Annotated in this window: 22 protein-coding genes and 1 tRNA gene; 8 read left to right on the top strand and 15 right to left on the bottom strand. The window is 45.8% G+C overall.

The genetic code is table 11. The features are described from left to right. Positions 1–4: 4 nt before the first annotated feature. The 14 genes from ACFS25_RS02840 to tgt all read right to left on the bottom strand — a co-directional run bounded on the left by ACFS25_RS02840 (position 5) and on the right by tgt (position 17,588). Positions 5–1,036 (bottom strand): MraY family glycosyltransferase, encoded by a 1,032-nt coding sequence (locus ACFS25_RS02840; RefSeq protein ID WP_381496887.1) that lies wholly within the window; start codon positions 1,034–1,036, stop codon positions 5–7. Further along, on the bottom strand, positions 1,036–1,950 hold the full coding sequence (locus ACFS25_RS02835; protein ID WP_381496886.1) for an NAD-dependent epimerase/dehydratase family protein: 915 nt from the start codon (positions 1,948–1,950) through the stop codon (positions 1,036–1,038). Before ACFS25_RS02835 ends, ACFS25_RS02840 begins: the two co-directional genes overlap by 1 nt. Then, entirely contained in the window at positions 1,947–3,203 is a 1,257-nt protein-coding gene (locus tag ACFS25_RS02830) for a glycosyltransferase (RefSeq protein WP_381496885.1), read from the bottom strand. Before ACFS25_RS02830 ends, ACFS25_RS02835 begins: the two co-directional genes overlap by 4 nt. Next, positions 3,200–4,837 carry a heparinase II/III domain-containing protein gene (locus ACFS25_RS02825; RefSeq protein ID WP_381496884.1) on the bottom strand — a complete coding sequence of 546 codons (1,638 nt, stop codon included), beginning with the start codon at positions 4,835–4,837 and terminating at the stop codon, positions 3,200–3,202. The genes ACFS25_RS02830 and ACFS25_RS02825 overlap by 4 nt, the downstream gene beginning before the upstream one ends. After that, positions 4,830–7,046, bottom strand: a complete 2,217-nt coding sequence (locus ACFS25_RS02820; protein ID WP_381496883.1) for a bi-domain-containing oxidoreductase — start codon at positions 7,044–7,046, stop codon at positions 4,830–4,832. Before ACFS25_RS02820 ends, ACFS25_RS02825 begins: the two co-directional genes overlap by 8 nt. Before the next feature lie 2 nt (positions 7,047–7,048). Then, positions 7,049–8,143 carry a non-hydrolyzing UDP-N-acetylglucosamine 2-epimerase gene (wecB, locus tag ACFS25_RS02815; RefSeq protein WP_381496882.1) on the bottom strand — a complete coding sequence of 365 codons (1,095 nt, stop codon included), beginning with the start codon at positions 8,141–8,143 and terminating at the stop codon, positions 7,049–7,051. A 33-nt stretch (positions 8,144–8,176) separates the two neighbouring features. Next, complete coding sequence (locus tag ACFS25_RS02810; protein WP_381496881.1) at positions 8,177–9,316, bottom strand: Gfo/Idh/MocA family protein; 1,140 nt, start codon at positions 9,314–9,316, stop codon at positions 8,177–8,179. Then, positions 9,285–10,448, bottom strand: coding sequence for a glycosyltransferase family 4 protein (locus tag ACFS25_RS02805; RefSeq protein ID WP_381496880.1), 1,164 nt, complete (start codon positions 10,446–10,448; stop codon positions 9,285–9,287). The genes ACFS25_RS02810 and ACFS25_RS02805 overlap by 32 nt, the downstream gene beginning before the upstream one ends. After that, on the bottom strand, positions 10,445–11,464 hold the full coding sequence (locus ACFS25_RS02800; RefSeq protein WP_381496879.1) for a glycosyltransferase family 4 protein: 1,020 nt from the start codon (positions 11,462–11,464) through the stop codon (positions 10,445–10,447). The genes ACFS25_RS02805 and ACFS25_RS02800 overlap by 4 nt, the downstream gene beginning before the upstream one ends. Before the next feature lie 7 nt (positions 11,465–11,471). Beyond that, the gene (locus ACFS25_RS02795) at positions 11,472–12,803 is read right to left on the bottom strand and encodes a hypothetical protein (RefSeq protein ID WP_381496878.1); all 1,332 of its coding nucleotides are present in this window, start codon (positions 12,801–12,803) and stop codon (positions 11,472–11,474) included. After that, positions 12,803–13,837, bottom strand: a complete 1,035-nt coding sequence (locus tag ACFS25_RS02790) for a CgeB family protein (RefSeq protein WP_381496877.1) — start codon at positions 13,835–13,837, stop codon at positions 12,803–12,805. Before ACFS25_RS02790 ends, ACFS25_RS02795 begins: the two co-directional genes overlap by 1 nt. A 20-nt stretch (positions 13,838–13,857) precedes the next feature. Then, complete coding sequence (locus ACFS25_RS02785) at positions 13,858–15,150, bottom strand: nucleotide sugar dehydrogenase (RefSeq protein ID WP_381496876.1); 1,293 nt, start codon at positions 15,148–15,150, stop codon at positions 13,858–13,860. Between the two features lie 78 nt (positions 15,151–15,228). Further along, entirely contained in the window at positions 15,229–16,377 is a 1,149-nt protein-coding gene (locus ACFS25_RS02780; protein WP_381496875.1) for a Wzz/FepE/Etk N-terminal domain-containing protein, read from the bottom strand. 80 nt (positions 16,378–16,457) lie between these two features. Then, on the bottom strand, positions 16,458–17,588 hold the full coding sequence (tgt, locus tag ACFS25_RS02775; protein WP_381496874.1) for a tRNA guanosine(34) transglycosylase Tgt: 1,131 nt from the start codon (positions 17,586–17,588) through the stop codon (positions 16,458–16,460). A gap of 124 nt (positions 17,589–17,712) precedes the next feature. On the opposite strand from tgt, the gene ACFS25_RS02770 reads away from it, so the two are divergent. The 7 genes from ACFS25_RS02770 to ACFS25_RS02740 all read left to right on the top strand — a co-directional run bounded on the left by ACFS25_RS02770 (position 17,713) and on the right by ACFS25_RS02740 (position 22,744). Next, complete coding sequence (locus ACFS25_RS02770) at positions 17,713–18,906, top strand: glycosyltransferase (protein ID WP_381496873.1); 1,194 nt, start codon at positions 17,713–17,715, stop codon at positions 18,904–18,906. Between the two features lie 98 nt (positions 18,907–19,004). Next, positions 19,005–19,634: a 16S rRNA (guanine(527)-N(7))-methyltransferase RsmG gene (gene rsmG / locus ACFS25_RS02765; protein WP_381496872.1), complete on the top strand. Its 630-nt coding sequence runs from the start codon at positions 19,005–19,007 to the stop codon at positions 19,632–19,634. 32 nt (positions 19,635–19,666) lie between these two features. Continuing rightward, on the top strand, positions 19,667–19,969 hold the full coding sequence (locus ACFS25_RS02760) for a hypothetical protein (protein ID WP_381496871.1): 303 nt from the start codon (positions 19,667–19,669) through the stop codon (positions 19,967–19,969). Between the two features lie 114 nt (positions 19,970–20,083). Continuing rightward, positions 20,084–20,157: transfer RNA gene (locus ACFS25_RS02755), tRNA-Asn, on the top strand. A 746-nt stretch (positions 20,158–20,903) separates the two neighbouring features. Beyond that, the gene (locus tag ACFS25_RS02750) at positions 20,904–21,485 is read left to right on the top strand and encodes a carboxymuconolactone decarboxylase family protein (protein ID WP_381496870.1); all 582 of its coding nucleotides are present in this window, start codon (positions 20,904–20,906) and stop codon (positions 21,483–21,485) included. A 6-nt stretch (positions 21,486–21,491) separates the two neighbouring features. Further along, on the top strand, positions 21,492–22,352 hold the full coding sequence (locus tag ACFS25_RS02745; RefSeq protein WP_381496869.1) for a hypothetical protein: 861 nt from the start codon (positions 21,492–21,494) through the stop codon (positions 22,350–22,352). Between the two features lie 11 nt (positions 22,353–22,363). Further along, positions 22,364–22,744: a response regulator gene (locus ACFS25_RS02740; protein WP_381496868.1), complete on the top strand. Its 381-nt coding sequence runs from the start codon at positions 22,364–22,366 to the stop codon at positions 22,742–22,744. Between the two features lie 177 nt (positions 22,745–22,921). Here ACFS25_RS02740 and ACFS25_RS02735 read toward each other — a convergent pair whose 3' ends face one another. Continuing rightward, on the bottom strand, positions 22,922–23,617 hold the full coding sequence (locus ACFS25_RS02735) for a 3-keto-disaccharide hydrolase (protein ID WP_381496867.1): 696 nt from the start codon (positions 23,615–23,617) through the stop codon (positions 22,922–22,924). 251 nt (positions 23,618–23,868) lie between these two features. Between ACFS25_RS02735 and ACFS25_RS02730 the strand changes: the two genes are divergently transcribed. After that, entirely contained in the window at positions 23,869–24,456 is a 588-nt protein-coding gene (locus tag ACFS25_RS02730) for a Crp/Fnr family transcriptional regulator (RefSeq protein WP_381496866.1), read from the top strand. Positions 24,457–24,539: the final 83 nt, after the last annotated feature.

Below are 24,539 nucleotides of genomic sequence, written 5' to 3'. Positions count from 1 at the left end.
TATCTCACGTATTTTCAAGATTTTTCAGATCAATATAGTAGAGTCGGTTTTCCAAGACCGACTCTTTTTTTGTGACTATACCAATTCGTTTTCTTGTTGTAACATACGCAATAAGCAGACTACCCCAAATCAATCCTACCAACACAAATTGACTTATCGGCAACCAATTCATAGCCAGAATTACCAGTCCGTTAATTCCTAATTGAACAAGTGCGTAAAGCAGTGAGACCCTAAGGTGGGGCCAACCGAGTTGATGAACCAGCAATTGAAAAAGATGCATTTGGTGCGCCCGAAATATATTTTGTCGTAGATAGAGCCGATAAATAATGGTTAGCAGGGTGTCTATCCCATATACAGAAATGAATAAAATGGGCAGGTAGGTATGACTTCGATTAATACTTGCCAGCAGTCCATACAAAATAATAAATCCCATAGAAATACTACCGACATCACCCGCGAAACAAATAGCCCGACGCCGGGCGTTGAAATAACTAAAAACCAGTAGAGCGACAAATACACAGGGAAATAAAACGTCATTCTCCCCCGGTCCTGATTGCTGAACTTGCCAATACCAGAGCGTTCCAACTGTAACTAGGCTGTAAAAAGCAGTCATCCCATTAATACCATCCATGAAATTATAGGCATTCACGATGCCAACCCCAATAAAGAACACCCCGGCAAACAGCCACCATTGGTCAAGAAATGCTTTTTCCTGAAACGTCAGTAACCCTACAGCTAACATATGAATAGCAAGTCGATACCATTTTGGCACAGACGAAATATCGTCCCAAAAGCTAATTAATGTAATGAATGTGAGGCCCAGATAAACATAGGGCAAGCTAAGTTTACTGATCCAAATGGCACATACTACAGCCAGGTAAAACACAAAACCACCACCCCGAATTGTCGATAAATTTAGGTGTGCACTACGCTCATTAGGTCTATCGAAAAGCCCTAAATGCCGAGCCAGCTTTAGATAAAGCAACTCGGCACCGATCAACAAAACCGTCAGGAAAAAACAAATGGGCAGGCTCATTAGAATAAGTCAAGCACAGGACGGGGATTCCATTCGAGCTTTTGCCGGGCCAGATCGTCGGAGAAGGTTAGCGTATTGGTCAATTTCTGGAAGGCAATTGAGTCGAGTGGGAAGCGTCGGCAAACCAACGAATTAATACCATCACCAACTCGGGCAAGGGCCTTAGTAAACGGTACTGGCATTGACGGAATTGGCCTGCTCCGGCCAGTATAGCGGGCAAGGGCATTTTCCAGTTCACAAATAGTTGGATGGCACCCATCAGTAAGATTATAGATACCCCCTACTTCGGCCACACGGGTAATTACGTCCGCTACATCGTCGGCCCGAACCATACTCCGACGTGCCAGCCCAGTGCCGATACGAATATAATAACCATGCCGAATAGCCTTTAGCATCGCGGCTAGATTACCCTTCGGTTGCTCGGCAACGATCAATGGTAAGCGCAGAATAGACAACCGAATTCCCTTGCGTTCGGCCCACTCACACATAAGCATTTCAGCTTCGATTTTGCTGAATCCATACGCATCAGTAGCCTGAAGCGGAGTTGTTTCGGGAAGCAATTCACCCATTGAACAACCATAAACCAGTACAGTGCTAATATGAACAAGGGATTTTGGCAGAATTGACAAATATTCCAAGGCCGTCAGAAAGTGAACTGTACCCTGCACATTGATGCGTTGATAATCAGCCCTTTCTAAAGCTGTACGTGGCACAGAGTGGGCTTTCCCAGCAACGTTAACGATAATATCATACGATTCATTAGGTAACAGAGGCACTTGTTCTGCTAAATTGCAACGAATGTGTCGGCTGTGGATGGGCGTTCTCCCCAACGTTGTAATAGTATGCTCCAGGGCTAAAGTGCGATAAATCCGGCTACCCAAAAAACCCGATGCACCAGTTAGCAGAATGTTCATACGGCGACGGTATTTAGGGTATTTACTTTGTCAACAGTTGTTTCTGCTAGTGTTCTCAGTATTTGCCGGGCCATTGCCTGGCTTATGTTTTTTCGCTGAAACTGTGCTCTAAAATCGGTTCTAACTTGTGTATAGTAAGGCTTTTCACGCAATTGCCTAACCAAATCTGTCGCATCGCCGGGACTAAACAAAATGTGGTTGGGAATATATTCACGCACGAAGGAAGCCGCATGGCCAGCTACACCAGCCACAATGGGTTTATCCATCGCGCCACATTCAAACAGTTTCGACGGCAATACCCGTTTACAAGCGTCCAGATTATTGAGGTGCACAAATAGGTAATCAGCTTTTTGATAGTACTCAATCAATTCCGTTGGGCTCACAGGCTGACGTACCTCAACGTTCATGACTTCTTCAACCCGAATGGCCGCTTCCAGCTTGCCCTTGGCCCCACCATTGCCGATAACAACGAACCGGTAACCGTCGCCCAATAGCCGGGCGGCTTGTGGAATAATTTTATGCAAACTTTGCCCTTCGCCAATATTACCCGCGTAGAGAAGTGTTTGAACATGTGGATCTGGAGCTTCAGGACGGCTCGGAATAGTTAAAAATGTATCATCAATGCCATTGGTAAAATAACTGTATGTTGCCTGAGGGAAGGACTTGAAATACGACCGAAATCCCTCTGAGACCAAGTTGATATGAGTGGCATGACCAAACGTGTATTGTTCAACAGCCCATAACAATGGGTTTAATAACACGCCAACAAAGGGCATTTTGACCATCTCCAGAATAACCTCACGGAATAAATCGCGGATGTCTAAAAACAGTGGTATGTGCTGGTCTCGGGTGAGTCCACGCCGGGACAATCCACGCCAGGCCAGTTTCGCACCTAGAAAAGCCGTAAACAACCGGGACGACGAGGCTACAACCAGATCGTAGTTGACTTTTTTTGTGAGTCTATGCGCGACCCAATAATAGGCGGCAAACGACCGTATCTGATCCAGTAAGCCGCTAGCGTGCGTTGGAATTTTGATACGCTCAATTATAACCGAACAACCTCCATAGCGCTGCTCTTCATATTCTGGGGCTATTGGTTTGTAGGATTTATACCGATTAGGCTGCGTCGTGACTACGTGAATTTCACTATCCGAGCTGAGTTGGCGGGATAGTTCATGCACTAAAGATGTATTTCGGAACGCACCGGGACCAATGTCAGGCTCGAAATAAAAGGTCAGGTAAAGTATTTTCATGGGGTAGGAATAATGGTGGTTTCTAGACTATTTGTAAAAACAACGTTAAGGCAGTGTCCGGTGCGCAGTTTATTAAACCCCTCCGCCATATCATACTTAGTAATATATAATGACGGCTTACTTTCCGACGAAAATGACATTTGCAATGGCCCGCTAATAAGCATATCGCCCAGAATCTGTATCTGAACGGTTGGGTGAAAATGAAAACGGGCGATTCCAGACTGGTCTACTTTGCTCTTGCCACGACCTCGTATCAGTTGGTCGTGTATAATAAATCTGGTCGGCTCAATAAACCAGGCTCGTTCATGGACGACACCAAATCTATAGTAGCCATCGTGGTGGGCTTTAAGTCTCGTTTTCGTATCTGTCAGCACTGTTACCCGCGCCCGGTTTCCAACTCGGAATCCGGCCCAGACTTCAGACGAATTGCAACCGTTTACAGCTACCGTATTGTGGGCGGATGTACTCCGTTCTAGCTCCCGGCGCGGACCAATCTGGTAGGTGGATAACCCGTTATCCACAATCAACGGAAAGTTATCCACATATAGCACGAAGGAAAACGTGTCAGCGTGGGCATGACCGGGCTGATGGTCGGGACCGATCGGCCCGATATCCACAAAAAGTTCGTACCGACCAAAGCGGAACATCCGATAGCCGCTTTCCTGTAGCGTTGCTGTTGCAAGTGTAGTCTGTAAGGTCACGAAACCCGCGCTCGACTGAATTACACTCGCTGCCTTTTTCTGAAGTTGTGCCGTTGTGGGAGCAATGCCGAAAGCAGAGTCGTTAACCATCGGCACATCGCCGTTACGAAAGGTGATAGCGTTTAGCCAATTGAGGATTTGACACGCTTTATAGGATAGGAAGCCAACGAGATCTGCATCCTGTTCCTTATACCAAACATCGTGCTGTAAAGCCAACAGAACCGTTAACAATTGATCGAGCAGCCGCTGATGATACATTGAGCTACGCTCATCATGGCCACCGTCGGATAAAATCTGTTTCTTTAGCTCGGCACGAATAATCTGTGCAGCCGTTCTATACCAATATTTATGACGGAAAAACAAGGAACTTATGAGTAGCGCATAGCCATTTTCGAGTAAGTGATTACCGGCTATGTGGTACTCCAGCCGACGGCTCAGTAAATCGGTCTGGGCAGCTAAATGACTATTGGTAGCGTCACACTGAATTTGATTACGGCTTAAAAACTGTATCCAATTTATAATTCGTAGCGACGTTGGGTAGGAGTCCAAACCGTCTCCCAACGAATCTGTTTGAGCTATAAAATCATGAATCAAGGTCAGTCCTGTATCAGGAGGCAAATCGGGCTGATTCAGGAAATCGAAGTAGTTAAGATTGTACGTCCAGAGTTTGCCATAATTGGTCGGTTTGGCGTTACCGTAATTCCAATTGATGAGACTAGGTGGTGGCGAATAAGACTTATTCAAAAACGTAAACGTTCCGGCTTGCCACGACACGGGCTTATCGGCCTTACCTGCCGTTATGAAATGAGTCGTTGGAGACGTTTTGGAGAAGTGAAGTTTGGGGCGGCTACGTACGCGAGTAAGAACTTGAAAAAGTAGCTGTCGGGGGGTCAAATGCCGAACGGTTCGCCAGAACAACCCAGGGTTATTCATTCTCTTGTGCTGTTAACGGCTGCACTTGAGCCATTCCAATGCTCATCACATCAACCAATCGGTTCTCACGCAGGCTTTGCAAAGCGGCTAACATTGTTTGCGTGGTATTTATTATATCCGCAAACGAAATCAGACATTGCTCTGGTCTACTCAGTCCGGCGGTATAGCTTTTCTCCATTTCCCCCATACGCACCGCTCCGATTAATCGCTTCATCTGCTCGATATGGCCTTTATTTTGCCGCCCAGACAAACGCGAAAATCCTTGAAATCCATAGCCAGTCAGTGTGCGAAAATTGTCCAGCACTAGCGTCCGTTCCTGCGAATAAACCTCTACACGCTCTTTAGCGTAAGCTTTGCTACCATTGCTAAAGTAATTGATCGCGCCTGTTGACCCGTTTTCATAGCGTAAAAGCAACGATGCCGAATCGCTCGTTTCTGTTGGTTGCCGACCCATTGCATTCAGGTATACACTTACGACCCGGCTGCCTGTCAGGAATGTAATCAGGTCTACAAAATGGCAAGCTTCGCCCAGGATTCGGCCACCCCCAATGGCTCGATCGTGCACCCACGAATTAGCTGGAACAAATCCTGCATTTATCGTCGCCACTACATTTATGGGCAATTTGTCTGTGTTTTCTCCAGGTAGCAACGCCTTCATCTTCTGCGCATAAGGCGAAAACCGTCTATTGAAGCCAACCATTACAAGCCGACCGGATTCCTGTTGGGTTTTAATAAGTAGAGGCAGTTCATGAACATGAACTGCTAGTGGTTTTTCAACAAATACATGCTTACCCGCCCGTAGTGCCTCAATAGTCAACCGAGCATGGCTATTGTGCCGCGTTGTAATCACACACAGGTCAATCTCGGAATCGGTCAGAATTTGCCGGTAGTCTGTTGTGCTTTGCGAAATGCTGAATTTCTTCGCTAGTAACGTTGCATTCAGACCGTTGGCACTGGCAATGATTTTTGGAATCGCCCCAGCTGCTTTCAACGCCGGTAAAAGTATAGCTCCGGTGAAGTTACCAGCACCAATTACCCCAACGGTACCGGACCCCGGTTCGTACACGTGCGTCCGTAGTTCAATTACTGGATTCAAGTCTACCTGTTCGGGATAACTGAGCAATGAGGCAATCCGCTCCGACGACTTAATATCGCCGTAGATTTTGTTGAAATCTGCCAGAGAGACACAGTCAGTAATAAACGGCTTTACTCGTAACTGACCGCTAGACAGGAAATTAAGAATCGACTGAAAATTGCGATTTGCGGTCCAGCGTACGTGCGCTATTGGGTAATCATAACCTTTCTGTTCATAATCGTCGTCGTAGCGACCCGGCCCGTAAGAGCACGAAACCTGAAAGGTCAGTTCTTTTTCATAAAAATCGGCTCGGTTTATTGTCAACTCAATTACGCCAACGAGTATGACTTTCCCCTGTTTACGACTCATGCGGGCCGCCTGCGACATGAGTTCGTCCGCTTGGGACGAAGCGGTAATAATCACGCCATCAGCCCCCACGCCGTTGGTGAAAGCCAGAATAGCTTTTACCGGATTAGTACCAGAAGCCGGATTGAAAACTGTTATGCCGCACTTCTCTGCCAATTGGCATTTGGCTTCATTTATGTCTATGCCAACCACGTGGCAACCGTTGATTCGGAGAAGTTGGACCGTTAACAGACCGATCAATCCTAGCCCAATTACCACGACGGTTTCGCCAATATTCGGTTTTAGAAGTCGTATACTCTGCAAGCCAATGGCTCCTAAAACGGTAAAGGCGGCTTCGTCGTCACTCACGGTAGAAGGAATTGGAGCAACCAGATTACGGGGTACACAAACTACCTCGGCGTGGTGACCGTTAGAGACAACACGGTCGCCAACGCGAAGGTCATTAATACCTTCACCTACCGCCAGTACCGTTCCAACATTGCAGTAGCCGAGTGGAAGCGGCTGATTGAGTTTTCGGATCACCGTTTCCAGCGTTGGTAATAAGCCATCGGTTTGAATTTTCTCAAACACCTGCTTCACCTTATCGGGTTGCTGACGCGCTTTAGCAATCAAACTGGCCTTCCCAAATTCAACCAGCATCCGTTCAGTGCCCAGCGATACCAGGGACCGACGCGTCTGAATTAGCACTTTCCCCCGATGCACCAGAGGAGCTGGTACATCTTCGAGCAGCGTTTCACCGGTGTTGAGATTCTGAATGAGTTGTTTCATAGCTAGGGATGGCGCAGTAGTATCTCGGCAATTCGAGTGGCAGTTTGACCATCCCACAAGGGCGGTACTTGACCCGTTTTAGGTTGGCCATCCAAAATTTCCAGTACTTTCTGCTGCACGGTTTCGGGATTCAAGTCGGCCAGTAACTGGTTTGTACCCAGTTTAACAGTTACGGGTCGCTCGGTTGAGGTACGGAAGGTTAGACAGGGCACATTTAAATACGTCGTTTCTTCCTGTACACCCCCCGAATCAGTGATAACGATGGCCGCGTGCTCCATCAGATTCAGAAATTCCAGGTATCCCTGCGGTTCCAGCAATTGGACATTGTTTATGGCTGATAATCGCTGCATCAGACCGAATTCCTTCAATTTAACACGGGTACGGGGATGCAGCGGGAACAACACTGTTTTGTATTTAGCGGTGTCATCTACAAGTTGCAGGAGTCGTTCCAATCCACTTTCTGTATCTACATTGGCGGGCCGATGCATGGTTACCAGCACGTAGCTTTGTGAACTTATACCCAGCGAGTCAAGCGTATCGAGCTCATTTGCTTTCTGCCGATACTGCACCAGCGAGTCAATCATGACATTACCGACAAAGTGGACTTTCCCGTCCGCGACACCTTCACGCCGAAGATTATCAAGTCCAGCTTGCTCCGTTACAAATAGTAAATCCGCAATTGAGTCGGTCAGGATTCGATTAATTTCTTCGGGCATTCCGCGATCACCCGACCGAAGGCCCGCTTCAACATGGGCCACCCGAACGCCCAGTTGAACCGCCACCAACGCACAGGCAAGTGTACTTGTCACATCGCCGACAACCAGCACCCAATCAGGCTGCTCGGTATGAAGTATGCCCTCAAATTTGAGCATAATGTCAGCCATCTGTTGCGTTGGGGTTCCGGCTCCCACGTTCAGACAATGGTCAGGTTGAGGTAGGTTGAGTTGCCGGACGAATATGTCACTCAGCTGAACATCATAATGCTGACCTGTATGGACGATTTTCGATTTGATGCTTGGATGTTCCAGAAATACCCGGTGCAGCGGGGCTACCTTCATGAAATTAGGCCGGGCTCCAACAACGCTGAGGATTTTCATTTGCAGATGATGGCCGAAAAACGGATTGATTATTTATGAATCCCTAAAACCAGCTACGCTAATTATCGTGGATGTATCCAGTGCCTCTTTGGTTTTGAGTATGAGATAACCAGACTCCCAGATCATCGCGACACTGTCTCGCTTCGACTCATCAGTTTGCATTAAGTAACTTTTTAGCACAGACTGTTTATGACCGTGATTTCTGAACCGTAGACGCCTACGAACTACTGTTGAATTTATATCCAGTCGGAGTTCGCTAAAATCACTCAGATTAGCCAGCAGATTACCTTTATGCGCATTTAGGGTTTCCCGGACTCCCTCGAAGGTATGTCCTTTGGCCGAAAAGGTAATTATTCCAATAGAACCGTCACCAAATACGTAGGAAACGCTGATGTCGCAGTCGGATTGGCGGGAACGTGTTGGAATAATCTGAATCGGAAAACGGTTTTGGGCTGGAATCAACCGCAATGTAAAGTCAATCCAATGACACAAATTTCCCAAAATACGCCCACCTTCCTCCTCCGCAAAATACCAGTGGTCAGCCTCGATGGCATGGCCCGCCACAAACCAATTAATCATCGATGAACCGGATTGAGCATCTAGGTACTGCTTTAGCAGCAAACCCAATGCACTTTCAGGCCGGTTAAAACCCAACCTGACCCGCCCGTTATGCTCACGGATTGCCGCACATAATCGAATTAGTTGATCTTCATTGACTACGTGAGGTTTTTCAATGTGCACTGCTTTACCCAACCGGATAGCGGCAATGGCGTATTCGGCATGTGACGCGTGATTCGAAACAATGTAAATCAGGTCAATGTGCGGGTCATTTATAACTTCCTCTGCACTGGTCGTGTAGTAATCGGCCCGGTACCGTTGGGCTAGCGATATTGCTTTATTCAAATCGGTATCCATGACGCCCCGAATGACCGAACCGTACTTTTTGTGGACATAATAAGCCACGTTCGCATAGGCAAACTTTCCGCAACCCAATATCCCAACGTGTTTTCCGGTAGGACCTGATGGCACCGGTAGCGACTGCCTACCGACAAACTCCTTTTTCATGTGGTAGTGTGCCTGCACTTTGGTCAACGTTCTGATAAGGCCAAACAACCGCACATACCGAACGACCTTCTGAATTTTAACGCGTATTTTTTGCTGGGTATAATCCATAAATTGCGGGTGCTTTTCGGGTTAGTACACCCTTGTAGAAATCCACCCAAACAGCTGATTTTGCAGAAATATCATAGTCTCGTTGGGCCAGGCATAATGCTCGTACTCGGTACAGGTCATATTGGGCTGACGGCATAGTGAGGAACTCCTCAATGGCCTGCCGAAGCGAAGCCGAGTCATTGGATACCCAACGGCCAACCCGCTCCTCATCAAGCACTTGCCAGGGTGTATTGGTTGATGCCATAACGGGTGTTCCTTGCGCAAGCGACTCAATAACAACGTTGCCAAAATTCTCGGAATGTGAGGGCAAAATCAGTAAATGGGCATCTGCATATAGCTGTTCTTTACGTTCGCCCTGAACTGTCCCGATAAATGACACCTTTGCCGAAAGTCCTAGTGTCAGCACTAACTCATTCAGTTTCTTTGTGTAACCTTTATCAGAATCTGAACCGGCGATTTGCAACGAATAATTACTTTCCCGAAATAATTTCGATGTGCTGAGAGCTTCCAGTAAACGATCAATGGCCTTGATTGGATGCAGTCTCCCCATAAATAACAAATAGAGCCGAGCTACTCTTACCGCCAGAACGGGTAGTTCCATCATCGTTCGGATTTCGTTAACCATTATAGACGATCCAAAGTAGTGTTGAATCTGATTTTTCTCCTCAGCACAGGTAGCATGAAACCAAACCTCGGAACTACACCATCGGAATATATTTAGTAAGAGCCTCTTTAGGCGTGGCCGAAATCGTAATGCCACGGCGCTTAGTTCGCCGTGGGGTGACCAGACAACAGGTTTTCCCAGCAGACGACACATGATTATCCAAACTAGCGAAGCGGGGTAAAACAGGCTGTTTACATGAACTACATCAGCTTTCCGAATGGCCAGTAAGCCGTACCATATGTGTTTGAGAGGTAGATAAAAGTGCATATTTTTGGTGTAAATCACCCGTCCACAATCGAGCTTTAGCCAGCAGTCAAGCGGTACCGATGTGGGTAAGTCCTGCGAAGTGGCTACCACTGTAACGTCGTGACCAGCCTTCATCAGGGTCTTCGCTTGCCAGTAAATCGTATTACCAGGGCCACCCATCTGCGCCGGATAAAACCGGTCAGCTGACATGACTATCCTCATAAAACAGGTTGCGTTGACGGATGGATTGGCACAAGTTTCTGATACAGTCCCTTATAGCGATCGGCGGCTATCGCTATTGTATATTGTTGAGCGTTTTTTAGACTGACTTCAATTAAGGATTGCCTGTATGTGTCGTCCTGAAGTAGCCGCAAAATACCCTGACGAATCGCTGCACGATCAGTTGGGTCAACCAGATGAGCGGCTCCGGCAGCTATTTCACGCATCGGCGAAATATCAGACGTAATGATCGCCCGGCCAACTGCGTTAGCCTCAAGAATGGGCATTCCAAATCCTTCGTACGTCGAAACGAAGGTGACAATATCGCAGTCTATATATAGTTGAACGACTTCAGCCCGGCTCAGATTGGCGTAACTTTGATAACTAATCTGCCGTCGTTGCAGATCGACTAAAGTTTTGTCGGTCAATGGACCAACGATAACGAGGGTACAAGGGATACCTTCGATAGCCGCAATCAGACGAGACAAATTTTTATGCGGGGCTGTACCTACCTGTAATAACATCGGGTGATCTTGGCAAAAGGACTTAGGACTATTTATGAATACCGGATCATACCCATTAGGAATGACCTGTACCTTCTGCGCTATACGTCCAACGTATAAGAGCAACTCTTGCCGTGTTTTCTCCGAAACAACCGTCACAATACCCGCCCGGCGGATAGGCAAGTAATACCAGAGCAACCAAAACAGCACATACTGTAACGGCTGATTCCTGTTTTTCTTTAATAAGGAACAATCGTGAATCGTCAGTATCGTGCGTGATGCGGGTAAGGCCAGCGCCACGTAATGACTATCGCCGGTGAGGTGGAAAATGTCGGCGGTCAATCGTTTCACAAACTGGATATTTTTCCAGACACTGCGTAAGCCCCGACTAATATGTGGTAACTGAACGGCCTTTGTTGTTACACCCTGCTGACCAATTTCGCATAGAATATTGCCAAATAGTTCTTCAATACTGTGTCCGGTACCGGTACTGCGAAATAAGTAAAAGACGGTCATTCGTGAGTCATAGCTGGATACCGATGCGCTTCAAAGACCAAACTAGCAGCATAACAAAAATGGCATTATTAACTAAACTACCCCATGTTGACAGCAGGTCGGTTTCCATTGTCAGGCAATTAATGTATAGCATTGGTAACCAGAGTATAATGGATGGGATGTTCTTTGCCAAATGCAGGATATACTGAAAAATTCCACTTAACAACAAGCCATAGAATAGGGCAAAAAATACGCCCCCATAGCCAAAATTCACGTATCCCTCTCCCAACGGCGACAGATTAATACTTGTATTTTCATACTGCGGCAGAGTGGTAAAACGTCGAATATTTTCGTAGCCACCCGTCTGAGGTTTATTGGACCAGAGTAGTCGGGGGACGAACGGGTAAATCAACGATAGCATCACATCACCATTGGCGTAGGCTTCATGCATCGGCACTTTTGCCATTGCGCTCCCAATCATAATGCCCTGATTAAACCGGACAAACGACAGAAAAGCATGATCTACATTCAACAGCTTTTCGGGGTTAGAAAGTCTATCAGCCAGTAGTTCGCCCATCAACTGTGCATTGCTATTGCGTTCGGTCTGTTGATGGCCCCAGGTATTATAGCGGTATTCACCTTTAATAGACTGGATTAGCAATAAGAACGTAAAAGCGAAAATAGTAACGATGGTTTTTAGACGAATTGTTAAGGTATCAGGTCTACCGGCTGCAATGAAGATCGTCACCAGCATAATCCAGAAAAACAGGTCACCAAACATACCTGTCCAAACCGTATAAGCCAGCAGAACGGACGCTGCGATACTGATACGAATAAAGCGGTATGTACTCCTAGAATAGCAGGCATAAAACACGCTGACAAACAGGCAATAGGCGGGCAATGCCCCCACTATATTCGGTGCAGCTGGTATGAATACTTTGACTATGAATCCCAACAAGCCAATGATTAACAATACAGTACTGGACGACTGTTTACCCTGAAGATAGGTAGTTACGGCCTGAATATAAGACACATGTGGGCGTTCGGACTGGCGGTTGATAAACCAGTTTATACCGGCATAAAATGCCAGGTAAGCAGGCAGAGCATAGGAAAAATAAATGAACGACTCAATGGGCATAGAGGCTGGAAAAATCCAGTACGTTACGGCTGGTACCAGCAAAACCTCAAGTGACGCAATGAAACTGATACACTCCAACAGGGCAATGGTTTCACCAATACTCGCAATGAATGTCAGAAACGTATAAATCGACAAGGCTACCGCCAATGCTTCAGGGAGTGTAGTATCTACAAGTTGGCCGGCCAGGAAAACAATTAAAAAGATTGGCAATAGGCTTTTCATCAGGTAGTCTTTCTGGCGACTTCTGAAACAGCCACTGAAGGCATCCCAACCGTACGAATCAATTGCTCAACGCGTAAATCGAAGGTATGGTACTGCTGAAAATGGTCGTATTGCCGAGCTGCCAGCTCATGCCGATCTTTAGAATGAGCCAGATAGTAGCGGATTTTATCAATAGCTTCATCCATCGTTCGATACGTTACATGGTCAGTAGGAACGCCCGTATATTCATCTATAGTTGGTTTGTAATCACACAGTTGAAAACCGCCAATGCCATTGATCTCAAAATACTTCTGATTAACCGATGTTATTTCGGCATAATGGAAATTATTAAAAACGATTTTGGCTCCATAAAGTAAACGGGTCTTCTCTGGCCCGACTAGATATTGTCGGCGAAAAGCTGACCGCACGACCGGACGTAAATAGGGGCCTTCGGTGCCGTATACGGCAACATTTATACCTGCCCGCATGAGTTGCTCCACCATGCGGGTACGATACGCGTACAAATTGCCGAATACCAGCACATCAATATTGGTTAGCCATTCGGCAACAGCTTTCTCGATAGTTGGTTTTTGATGAATGCGCGGGTTGAATCCTTCGGGCAGATAATGTGCCTTCACTCCAACTTTGTCCCGTAGAAAATCAACGATATATGGTTCTTTGGAAAAATAATGATCAAAATCGGTGGCAATAATCTGCTGCTTTTCAAGGTTTGAGAGGGCGTCCGGGTTAATTTGCACGACAGGGATACCGGGACATTGGACCTTAAACTTCTCCACCAGTACCGGGTGCAGATTTCTGTACACAACAAGGACCAGATCGGGGTCAAGCAAGGCAATTTTATTAGCCAATCGCACACTTACCGCCCGATCGTAGGATTTAATAAAGCGCGACGCCCAATAAGTCAGTTTAGCCGAAACAGGCAACACATCAATGACATCCAATATTGAAACGTCATGCCCCAGTACACTGAACGAATCGCTCAGGTGATACTCAAATGAATCGAACGTCCGGCTTCCTACAATAACTACCTTCATAATTTTTACTCATGCTTACATTATAATCGCCAGTACTCGATTTCATCACTTTTTCGTATTGTGTATAATCCCTTCAAATCCAGTAGAATCGGAGGCTCATTCATCAACGATTTAAAGTATGACACGTCAAGCGTCCGATACACGTCGTGGCCAACGGCCACAATCACAGCGTCGTATTGGCTGGATGGTTTGTCCAGAAGGGTCATACTATATTCATGAGCAACCTCGTTCGGCGATGCGTGTGGGTCAACAACATGTACATTAATGGCGTATTTCGTCAGTTCCCGTACTAAATCAGCTACTTTCGAATTTCGTATATCGGCAATATTTTCTTTGAAGGTCAGGCCCATTACAAGTACTTTCGTCTGGGCCGGATTTTTATCACGATGCAGTAACATCTGCACCAATTTGGTGGCGACAAAAGCGGGCATACCGTCGTTAATTCGTCGACCGGAATTAATCACTTGTGGGTCGTAGCCAAGTTGACGGGCTTTATAAAGCAAATAATACGGATCAACACCAATGCAGTGCCCCCCAACCAGCCCTGGTGTGAAGGGCAGAAAATTCCATTTCGTCGAAGCGGCTTTAATCACTTCCTGCGTATCGATGCCCATTTTATCGAAGATGATAGCCAGCTCGTTCATGAGCGAGATATTAAGGTCACGCTGAACATTTTCAATGACTTTGGCGGCCTCCGCTACTTTAATAGTCGGCGCGGTGTAGATACCCGCTCGGATGATACAACCATACACGTCGGCAATGGTCTGAGCAGCTTCGGTATCGTTGCCCGAAACTACTTTCAGAATATCGGGTAACGTTCGGGCTTTATCGCCGGGGTTAATGCGCTCGGGCGAATACCCCAGTTTAAAGTCATTGCCCAAGCTCAGACCAGAATATTGCTCCAAAAGCGGCAGGCAATCGTCTTCCGTACAGCCCGGATAAACAGTCGATTCATAAATCACATAGTCGCCCGGTTTCAGTGCCCGACCAATCGTTTCGGAGGCCCGCTGCAACGGTTTCAGATCAGGCACCTTATAATCATCTACAGGCGTAGGTACCGCGACTACAAAGAAATGGGCTTGTTTAAGGTCATCGGGGTTGTCCGTAAAGACAATGTCGGCTCCGGCGAAAGCGTCTGATTGTAACTGGCGTGAAGGGTCCTCGCTCCGTTGCAACATGGTCACGCGTTCGGGGTTGTTATCGAAGCCCACAACCCGGAATTGTTTAGCAAACTCAAGCGCAATCGGCAGACCCACGTAGCCCAACCCGATAACGGCGATTTGTTTTTCTTTCTGTCGAAGCGCGTTCAGCAAAGGGTTGAATTAGTTAAGTATCGTTATTAGTTGGTGTTTGGACAGTCAACAAAAAGCGTTCCATTAATCAACTTCCGTTTAATCATCAGCTACCATCGCTCGGAATCGACCAGCCACATTAGCCTTCTGAGCCAGTACGTACACTATTCCCAACCCCAGCCCTAACACCGCAAAAAGTAACACCAATATAAGTCGCTTTGGCGATATTCGCTTGAGCGGCACTTTGGGAGGCTCAAGTACTTTAAAGACGGGTGTTCGCGCCTGCACCTTCAGCTTCGACTGCTCAAACTGGCGCGATAGCTCCGTATAAACTGTTTGAGCGATTGTCAGTTCAGCTTCCATACGATGTCGCTCCATCGTAGTAGCCAGCATCACAACATTTCGGTTATGGTCGTTATATTGAAACACATTAAGTTGTGCCGTATGATACCGTTGCTGTGCCTCCTTCAATCGTTGACCGTAGAAGTGTAAATCCTGACGCGCTTTCTCAGTGCGGTAATTCGTTACATACTGGGTCAGGTAGTTCATGGCTATCTGTGCCACAGTTGCCGCCACGTTGGCATCGGGCATTTTGGCCGCGATGGTAATTATGCCTGAACGTGTGTCAAATTTGGCACTGACTCGCTCCCCAATGTCTTCAGCTAACTCTTGCTGACTGGCCGACAATTGTACCGTACCATTAGCCTTATTTAGTGGCAACGGCATACGTCTATCAGCGTTATTAAAGGGCAATAGCTGCTTCCAGGACCAGCGATTATCATCGTGAAGTAGAAACTGACCTACCGTTTGCACCTGTCCGTCGGTTGTGGTGATGGACTGGTCGATAAGGTACAGGACGAATGGCGTACTCTGCAACACATTAGGATACAAGTCTGGGCGAATAGCATCCATACCATCTGCATCAGAAAAGTCTACACCGGCAAATCCCGCTACAGATGCCAGCCTCTTTAGTATATCGCCCGATCCATTGTTCATTTCGGGCATAATTCGCGCTTCTGACCGAAACTCTTGTTGCATCAACAAGGCAGTAATAATACCCAGACCGATAAACAGGAACATCGCGACAAGAACCTTATATCGTTCTTTCCAGAGCGTCCGTATGATCACATCCGTTGGCAAACGCAACCAGCGATTTGTGGACAATACCGGCTTTGATTCGGTCAACACAATCATATAAATTTGGTTACGGTTACGCAGCTTACAACCTGTAGAGGATTGAGCATGCATATAGGACGATGAAATACAGAAAAAGTCTCCCAATAAATCGTTCGGGAGACTTTTTTAGATTCTTTTAGTAACCTTACTTCTTATAGTCGCTGCATAAGCCGAACAACCATTTCGTTTTTCCAGGAAACAAAATCACCAGCCTCAATGTGCGCTCGCGCTTGCCGAACGAGCCAAAGATAAAACGTGAGGTTGTGGAGACTGGCAATTTGACCACCGAGTAACTCCTCTGATTTGATCAAATGGCGAAGGTAGGCTTTCGAGTAAAATGTGCTAGCATAGCCCCCTAATCCTGCATCAATAGGACTAAAATCACGATTCCACTTTTCATTCTTGATATTAATAATTCCTTCCGTCGTGAACAGAAGTCCATGTCGGGCGTTGCGAGTAGGCATCACACAATCAAACATATCGACGCCTAACGCAATGGCTTCCAGAATATTAGCTGGTGTTCCTACGCCCATCAGGTAACGTGGCTTGTTGGCAGGCAGGATTCCGTTTACCAGTTCAATCATAGCGTACATCTCCTCGGCTGGTTCGCCCACAGCTAAACCACCGATAGCATTTCCTTCACGCTCTTTGCTGGCAATCACCTCGGCAGACTGACGACGCAAATCAGTATATGTGCTGCCCTGCACAATGGGAAATAAAGTTTGTTGATGGCCATACAGCCCTTCAGTCGCGTCGAAGCGATCAATACAGCGGCCAAGCCAACGGTGAGTCATTTCCATCGACTTCCGGGCGTATTCGTAGTCGCAGGGATAGGGCGTACACTCATCGAAGGCCATAATAATGTCGGCTCCAATGGTGCGTTGAATATCCATCACACTTTCGGGTGTAAATGTGTGTTTCGACCCGTCGATGTGCGACTTGAACGTAACACCCTCCTCCTTAATTTTTCGTGTATTTGATAAGGAATATACCTGATAACCACCGGAATCGGTCAGAATAGGCCGACGCCAACCGTTAAACCCATGCAGTCCTCCAGCCTGGTTCAGCACCTCTAGACCAGGTCTTAGATAAAGGTGATAAGTATTACCCAGAATAATTTCGGCATTAATATCGGTTTCGAGTTCGCGCTGATGAACAGCTTTTACGGTTCCAGCCGTGCCAACAGGCATAAAAATCGGTGTTTGAATGGGTCCGTGATCCGTTGTCAGTGTTCCCGTTCGAGCCTTTGACTGCGGGTCTTGGGCAGTAATCGAAAATGTCATTCTGCAAAGATACTAGGTGTAAAGCAGGAAGAAGGGAGTAGCCGGTTAAAACCTCCTCTCCTTTTGTTCTATCTTTGTCCCTTCAATCAAAAACAATGCATTCGCAAGTAAACGTTTCCCCTTTGTGATTACAGCCTTGCTGATAATCTGGCTAGTTGTAGTTAGTATTCAGCTTATTTATATTTTCTTTGTTTATTCCAGAACGGCCTTTTATCGCCAATCTTACCCAAGCACTGTAGCCTTGCACACAAATTCACCCGGCGAATCCACCACGCCGGGTATAACTATTGTGGTTTGTGCCCGTAATGAGCTGGAAAATCTGACCGAACTATTGCCGTTGCTGAATAGCCAGCACTACCCAACGTTCGAGGTTTTGGTCATGGACGATCGATCAACCGATGGAACCGACCAATTTCTGGAAAACGATATTGCTGACCTCCGATTCATTAGATTCATCCGTATCGACAAGGAGCACGGGCACATAACGCCTAAGAAATATGCGCTAACGATTGCCCTAAAGAAAGCAATTTACTCCATTGTTCTGCTCACGGATGCTGATTGTCGCCCAGCTTCAACTAACTGGCTATCGGAAATGGTCGCTCCCTTGCTAGCTGATACAAAAGATATTACGCTAGGATTTTCCCCTTACGAACACCGGCCCGGCTTTCTAAACTTACTTATCCGGTCTGAAACCTTATTTACGGCTGTACAGTATTTTTCGCTGGCCTTGGCTGGTCGGCCTTACATGGGTGTCGGTCGAAACTTGGCTTACCGAACCAGTCTATTTTTTGCTAATCGGGGCTTTTACACGCATATAAATGTGACAGGTGGCGACGACGATTTGTTCATTAATGAAGTCGCCACAAGCCATAACACAGCTATTTGCATTAACCCGAACACGTTTGTCTGGTCGAAGCCTAAAGAAACCTGGGCGGACTGGAAGCTTCAGAAGCGACGCCACCTAAACGTCGGCAAATATTATAAACTGAGCAACAAACTTCTACTTGGCCTACTAACCGGTTCTCATGTACTAAGCTGGCTACTAGCCCTGCTTGTTGGTATGGTCGTTTTGGTCCATGAATTTCTACATCGTTCCTTTAGTACTCATGAATGGTTACTTTTACTGGTCAGCACTAGCTTTTTCATCGCCCGGGGTCTCATTTTTTGGAGCGTAGTTGGTCGGATTAGTTATCGGCTGGCTCATACAGTCCATTGGGCAATTATGCCATTTATGGATCTCTTACTGGCCGCTTACTACGGTCTGGCAGGTACGAAAACGCTGTTTAAACGTCGCAGACAACGACTTTACTGGCGATAGTTTTACCAGGCAGCGAACTATGGCAAAGCCTACTAGTTCAGGTTGGTTTGCCAGGAATAGTTTATTATTCTCATATTATTTACAGTATCCATTCGACAATGAATATTGATCTTATCCTAAAATACTTCCCTAAGCTGACGGATGAGCAGCAAGAACGCTTTACGGCTTTGGATGGTTTATACCGCGACTGGAACGCTAAAATTAACGTCATTTCTCGGCAAGACATCGACGCTCTCTACGAAAAGCATATCCTGCATTCGCTGGGAATTGCTAAAGTCGTTTCATTCAAGCCCGGCACCGAAATTCTTGATGTTGGAACAGGCGGTGGATTTCCGGGTATTCCACTGGCAATTCTTTTTCCGATGGCCGACTTCCATCTGGTCGACAGCATTGGCAAGAAAATAAAAGTGGTACAGGAAATTTCTAATGCACTGGGTCTAACAAACGTGAAAGCCGAACAAATCCGTGTCGAGCAATTAAACACGACCTATGATTTTGTGGTGAGTAGGGCCGTTACGCGCTTAAATCCATTTTTGGGTTGGATGCGCTACAAAATTCACAAGGCGGGTAACAACGACCGGCCTAATGGAGTTTTGTACCTCAAAGGGGGTGACCTTACTGAGGAATTGGCTGAAGTTCCGGACCGTTACCGGGTGTATGATCTTTCAGACTATTTTGAAGAGCCTTTTTTTGAGACTAAGAAACTAATTTACGTACCTAAAAAATAACCTCTCCGGCAATCGGAAGCGATTCAAACGATATGGCAGAAAAATTCCGCTCCAGCAGTTTTAAAGACCCACTCAACCCCGATGAGGTTGAATTCAACGACAAGGGCGTTACGTTCCGCGCACGCAAATTGATTGGCGGCACCGACAACTTCGTATTCTACTCTGACATCTCAGGTGTTGAGATCGACAATGGGTTATTCTTTGCAACCATCCGGATCATTCCACGCGCCCGGCCTGAGATTATCATCAATAATTTCTCGAAAGGGGATGCCCGACGCATCAAAGAACTGATTTTACAGAATGTTCCTAACCATCGGCCCGATACGTTTCGCTAAATTATTGGTCTGATAATCATATTATTGCGAGTAAAGTTAAATTTTTTTCGGCCTGATACTTGCGAAGTAACGTAGTGCAGCTTACTTTTGCACCACAATTCACCCAGTTAACACTCCTGAATAGCTCAGCTGGTTAGAGCATCTGACTGTTAATCAGAGGGTCGTTGGTTCGAGCCCAACTTCGGGAGCAAAAAGCCTCAAATCTTACGATTTGGGGCTTTCTTGTGTTTGTTTATATGCTTACATGTAACATTTAGCCATTGAAAATTAGACCTTTAATTGATCTATATTTTGTTAATGTTTTCAAAGGCTTGAGTGTAATTAGGGTTAATCACATGTGCTTTTGTGAAGTTTCCTTCAGCTCCAAGTAGTAGTCCTTCAGTCTCTTTCCTCGATGTCCTCCTTGCCAGTTCCGAAAGCGTATTACCTAACCCATTAAATGGTTGTGGTGAGGTAGGAGAATCTTCTAGTATTTTTTTATAAATATTTATTTTTCACTAATAGCCCAGTAGTTTGTGTAGAGTCTTCAAGCTTGGATGCTCTGGCAGTAATGATGTAAGAGCGCTTGGCGGTCTCTTCCCATGGCTCGACTCATCCAAATTACCCTGAAGAAGCTTTTTGGTTGGCCGTTTAGGGCTGGGTAATATAAGGCACTTTGTCTGTTGATCAATCACCTTGCCCAGATAGGGTATATGTTGACGCCGATTATGCCTCTCAACCTTCATTGTCCAAAATAGCCCGTTTCATAAAAATAAGGTCATATAAACGTTAATTCAGAGCCAGTAATTTGGTTTATTAATTATTTAGTTAAAAATTTAACTTTAATAATAACATTAAGTACTCAATATTCCTTATTAAGTAAAATATTATTTAACCATATGTATAAAAGTAAATTTTAACATCAACTGCAAATTGCGTTTACTTTCCCCAATCAATGGTCGCTATTACTATGGAACAGCATTTACCTTTTAAAGCCATACCCTATGAACAGGCAACGGTTGAAGTTCAGCAAATCTATGATGAAACCAAGCGGGCATTAGGGTTGCCCTTTGTGTTAAACTGGTTTACATGCCAAGGCGGAAACCCCCTACTTTTACAGGGGAACTGGACTAAACTACGCGCCACTCTAATTGAGGGAGTAGTGCCTAACATTATTAAGCAACTCATTATCTACAACGTTTCTGCGCAGCGAGGGTGCCAATATTGCGCCAAAGCCCATGCCGTTTTCGCCAACACAATGGGCAAGTCCTTTGGAGAAAACTTTATCATTACCCAAAATTTAGATTCAGATCTGATTCCGCTCAGCTATCGAACAGCGGTGAAGGTAGTCACTAAGGCCGCTCTGCATTCAGCTTCGATAACCACGACGGATTTTCAACAGTTAACCGATGTGGGCTTTAACCAGTCCGAGATTCAGGAACTGATGGCCCAAGCTGATCTGGTAAACATGCTCAATACCATTGCCGACATTTCAGGTATCAAGATTGACAATGAACTACTGGAAATCGATACTTAAGCCCGCATGTCTACTACTCTGGCCTTCAAGTATCGCATTATTTACGAGTCCTTATCGCGGTTTTCGAGCGCTCTGAGTCGCTCGACTACGCTGGCGGAAGTGAAGCAGTGCTTACAGGGGCAGGTAAAGTATCTCTTCGATTACCAGCTGGTTCGATTCTGCTTTTATCAGCAGGCGTATTACATTATCTATTCGCTGGTTCCTACCCAATGCGCTCTGGAATGTGGTTCTGAAGTCTTGCTGTGGGCGCACGAACGCGAGTTAAAAGACAAAGACATGCCGATAATCATTGATGACCAAACTCTGATTGTTAATAGCCTGTCTCAAGATATGCTTCCCTTGGCGGGTACACCCACGCAGCTTTGGGGGTGGCACATGGGATTTACCGCTCAGTCAGGCATGATGGTATCGGTCTATTCAGGTAATGGCCGCCAATTTCAGCCCACCGATGTGCCCATTTTAAAGATCGCCCTGGAAAACCTCTACGCTAAACTATTGACTATCCGGTTAATTGACGAGCTGGGCAATAGCAAGCAAGCCGTTGAGCAGGCTCTGCTGGGTCTTCAGGAGCAAAGTGCCATCATCGCCCGGTTGGTGGCTACTCAGGAAGATATTATTCGGAAACGTACCCGGGAACTGGAAACAAAAAATACCCGCCTGCTGCATTTATCAAGGCAACATGCCCATACCATTCGCGAGCCGCTATCCAGAATTCTTAGCCTGGCTTTCCTGATGGAGGAGTTGTCAGCTGACGAAGTAATTAATGAGATTATCCCTTTGCTGGTTATGACATCCAACGAGTTGGATGGGGCTCTCCAGCAAGTCATTCAAAGTATAGATACGGACCTAATTCCTGGGGACGAGTAACCCCTACCTGTATGGCAACAACAATTATGTTGGTTGATGATAGCCCAATCTGTAACCTGATCATGAAAAAGGTGCTAGGGCGAATACCCATAGATATTAATACGCATGACTTCACCGATCCGGTACTGGCCTTTTCGCAGTTGTTACTCCTTAACCCAGCGCTGGTATTTTTAGATCTAAATATGCCCCAACTGGATGGATGGGGGTTCTTAGAACAGATGAAGGCAACTGGACAAACCAACCGAGTTATTATCCTTACCTCGTCGACAAGCGCTTTGGACCGGGAACGGTGCGCAGAATTTCCCAATGTTTTAGCTTACTATACCAAACCTCTGACGCAAATTTTGGTCAGAGAGTTAGGGCACATCTTTCAGAGGGAGCTGGCTGAGTAATCGCGTCTGCTTCATCGGACAATCGCTTAAACGTGAGTAGTGTCAGATTGTCTTGTCTGAAAATAGACTGAACATTTCGTTCATTACAAAAAGGTTTGCTTGAATAGAAGTAGATCCATTGCTCAATTATCCTGTATAAATTACAGGCAGTTGGAGGGCTACTTATGGTTACTTTTTTTACAGTCGTTTGATTTTGATGTTTTTCAACCAAACCTTCTGTCCATGATGCTGGAACATAATTAGCCCATTAGTCGATTTAGCGAATTTAGGATTATTTTTGTATTTGCTTTGGCTAATCAGCTGATTTAACACCGATGACCCTAGTTGATACTCAACCACTTTGGTCCCGTTCAACCAATGCTCAACATGATCATTATTTACAACTAACCGAGCCTGATTGTACTCACCTACCGGTTTTAACTGCTTATTAGTTGGTACAATCAAATCATAGAGTGACCCTGCTGAACGGATGGGCGCTTTATCGTTAAAATTGATATCGTCTAATAGTTGCATTTCAAAATTATCCAGCCAATTCGGGCTGTTTCCATTGCCTGCTTCCTGATTGGCCTCTTCGTTTACATAGTAAAACACACCGCCGTTACCCGCTACCGATACTTTCCAATCAAAGGAAAGGTCGAAGTTTTTATAGGTCTCTTTAGTTACCAAGTCTATATTAGGCACACCCGGTTGGGCAACCAGAGCACTATCTTCAATTTTCCAGGCTTCAGTCGGGAAGGTGGCCATTTTGTAGCCTCTTAAAGGAGCCGCCGATTTACCATCGAACAGATAAGTCCACTGTGATTTTTGTTGAGCATGAGCTATGGTACTACATAAAGCAACAAGTGCAATTAGGTAAACAAATGAGAGTTTCATAAATGAATAAGTTGGACTAACTATACACGTCTTCTCCATAAGGCACCGAACGGCGCGAACAGATAGTGCTGGTTCGCTCATTACAAGGGCGCATGGAGTATTTTCTACTAATTCATTGGCTTGCTCTGTTCAGCCAAAAGGTACTTGACGTCACCAATTGTTCTTACATTTGGTGACGAGCCCAATCACCTAATCCGGACCTTTAGAAAGGAGTTCGGCGCTTACTTTTTCAACCAATTCGTGCGCTTCTAATGGATAGCTTTTCAGAAATAAAACAATATGTTGCCAGAAATATCCAACTGACTGAAGAAGAAGAAGCCCATTTTGTTTCTCTCTTACGAATCATAAAGGTGAAGAAAAGGCAATTTATTGTTCAGCCCGATTTTGTTTGCCGGTACAGGACGTATATCCTTAAAGGTACGCTACGCGCTTACCTTATTGATACAAAGGAGCAGGAACACACGGTTGCCTTTGGTATTGAAGACTGGTGGATTGCCGATTTCAATAGTTACTTTTTTCAGCAACCGGCAACGCTATTTGTAGAAGCACTGGAAGACAGTACGCTGATCCAGATCGAATACAATAAAGAACAGGAACTGATGAAGACCATTCCAAAATTTGAGAAATTCTACCGAATCATTGCCCAAAATGGCTATGCCTCTGTTCAACGAAGGATACTATCCAACCTCAGTATGAGTTCGGAGGAACGCTACGAAGAATTTATGCTGAAATATCCATCTATTGCCGCCAGAGTGCCTCAATATACGTTGGCATCGTATCTGGGTTTTACAACTGAGTTTCTAAGCAAAATCAGGAACAAAAGGGTTAAGAAAAGATGAACTAGTTCATCTTAATTTCCTAATCTGGTTCATTTTTAGCGGCAGGCCTTTGCGGCAACTTTGCATTGTCAATTTCGACAAAA

It is taken from the genome of Spirosoma flavum, from assembly GCF_042686045.1.
GTDB classification, from domain to species: Bacteria; Bacteroidota; Bacteroidia; order Cytophagales; family Spirosomataceae; genus Spirosoma; species Spirosoma flavum.
Note: the sequence above shows the minus strand (reverse complement) of the source record. Positions and strands in the feature narration are given on the sequence as shown.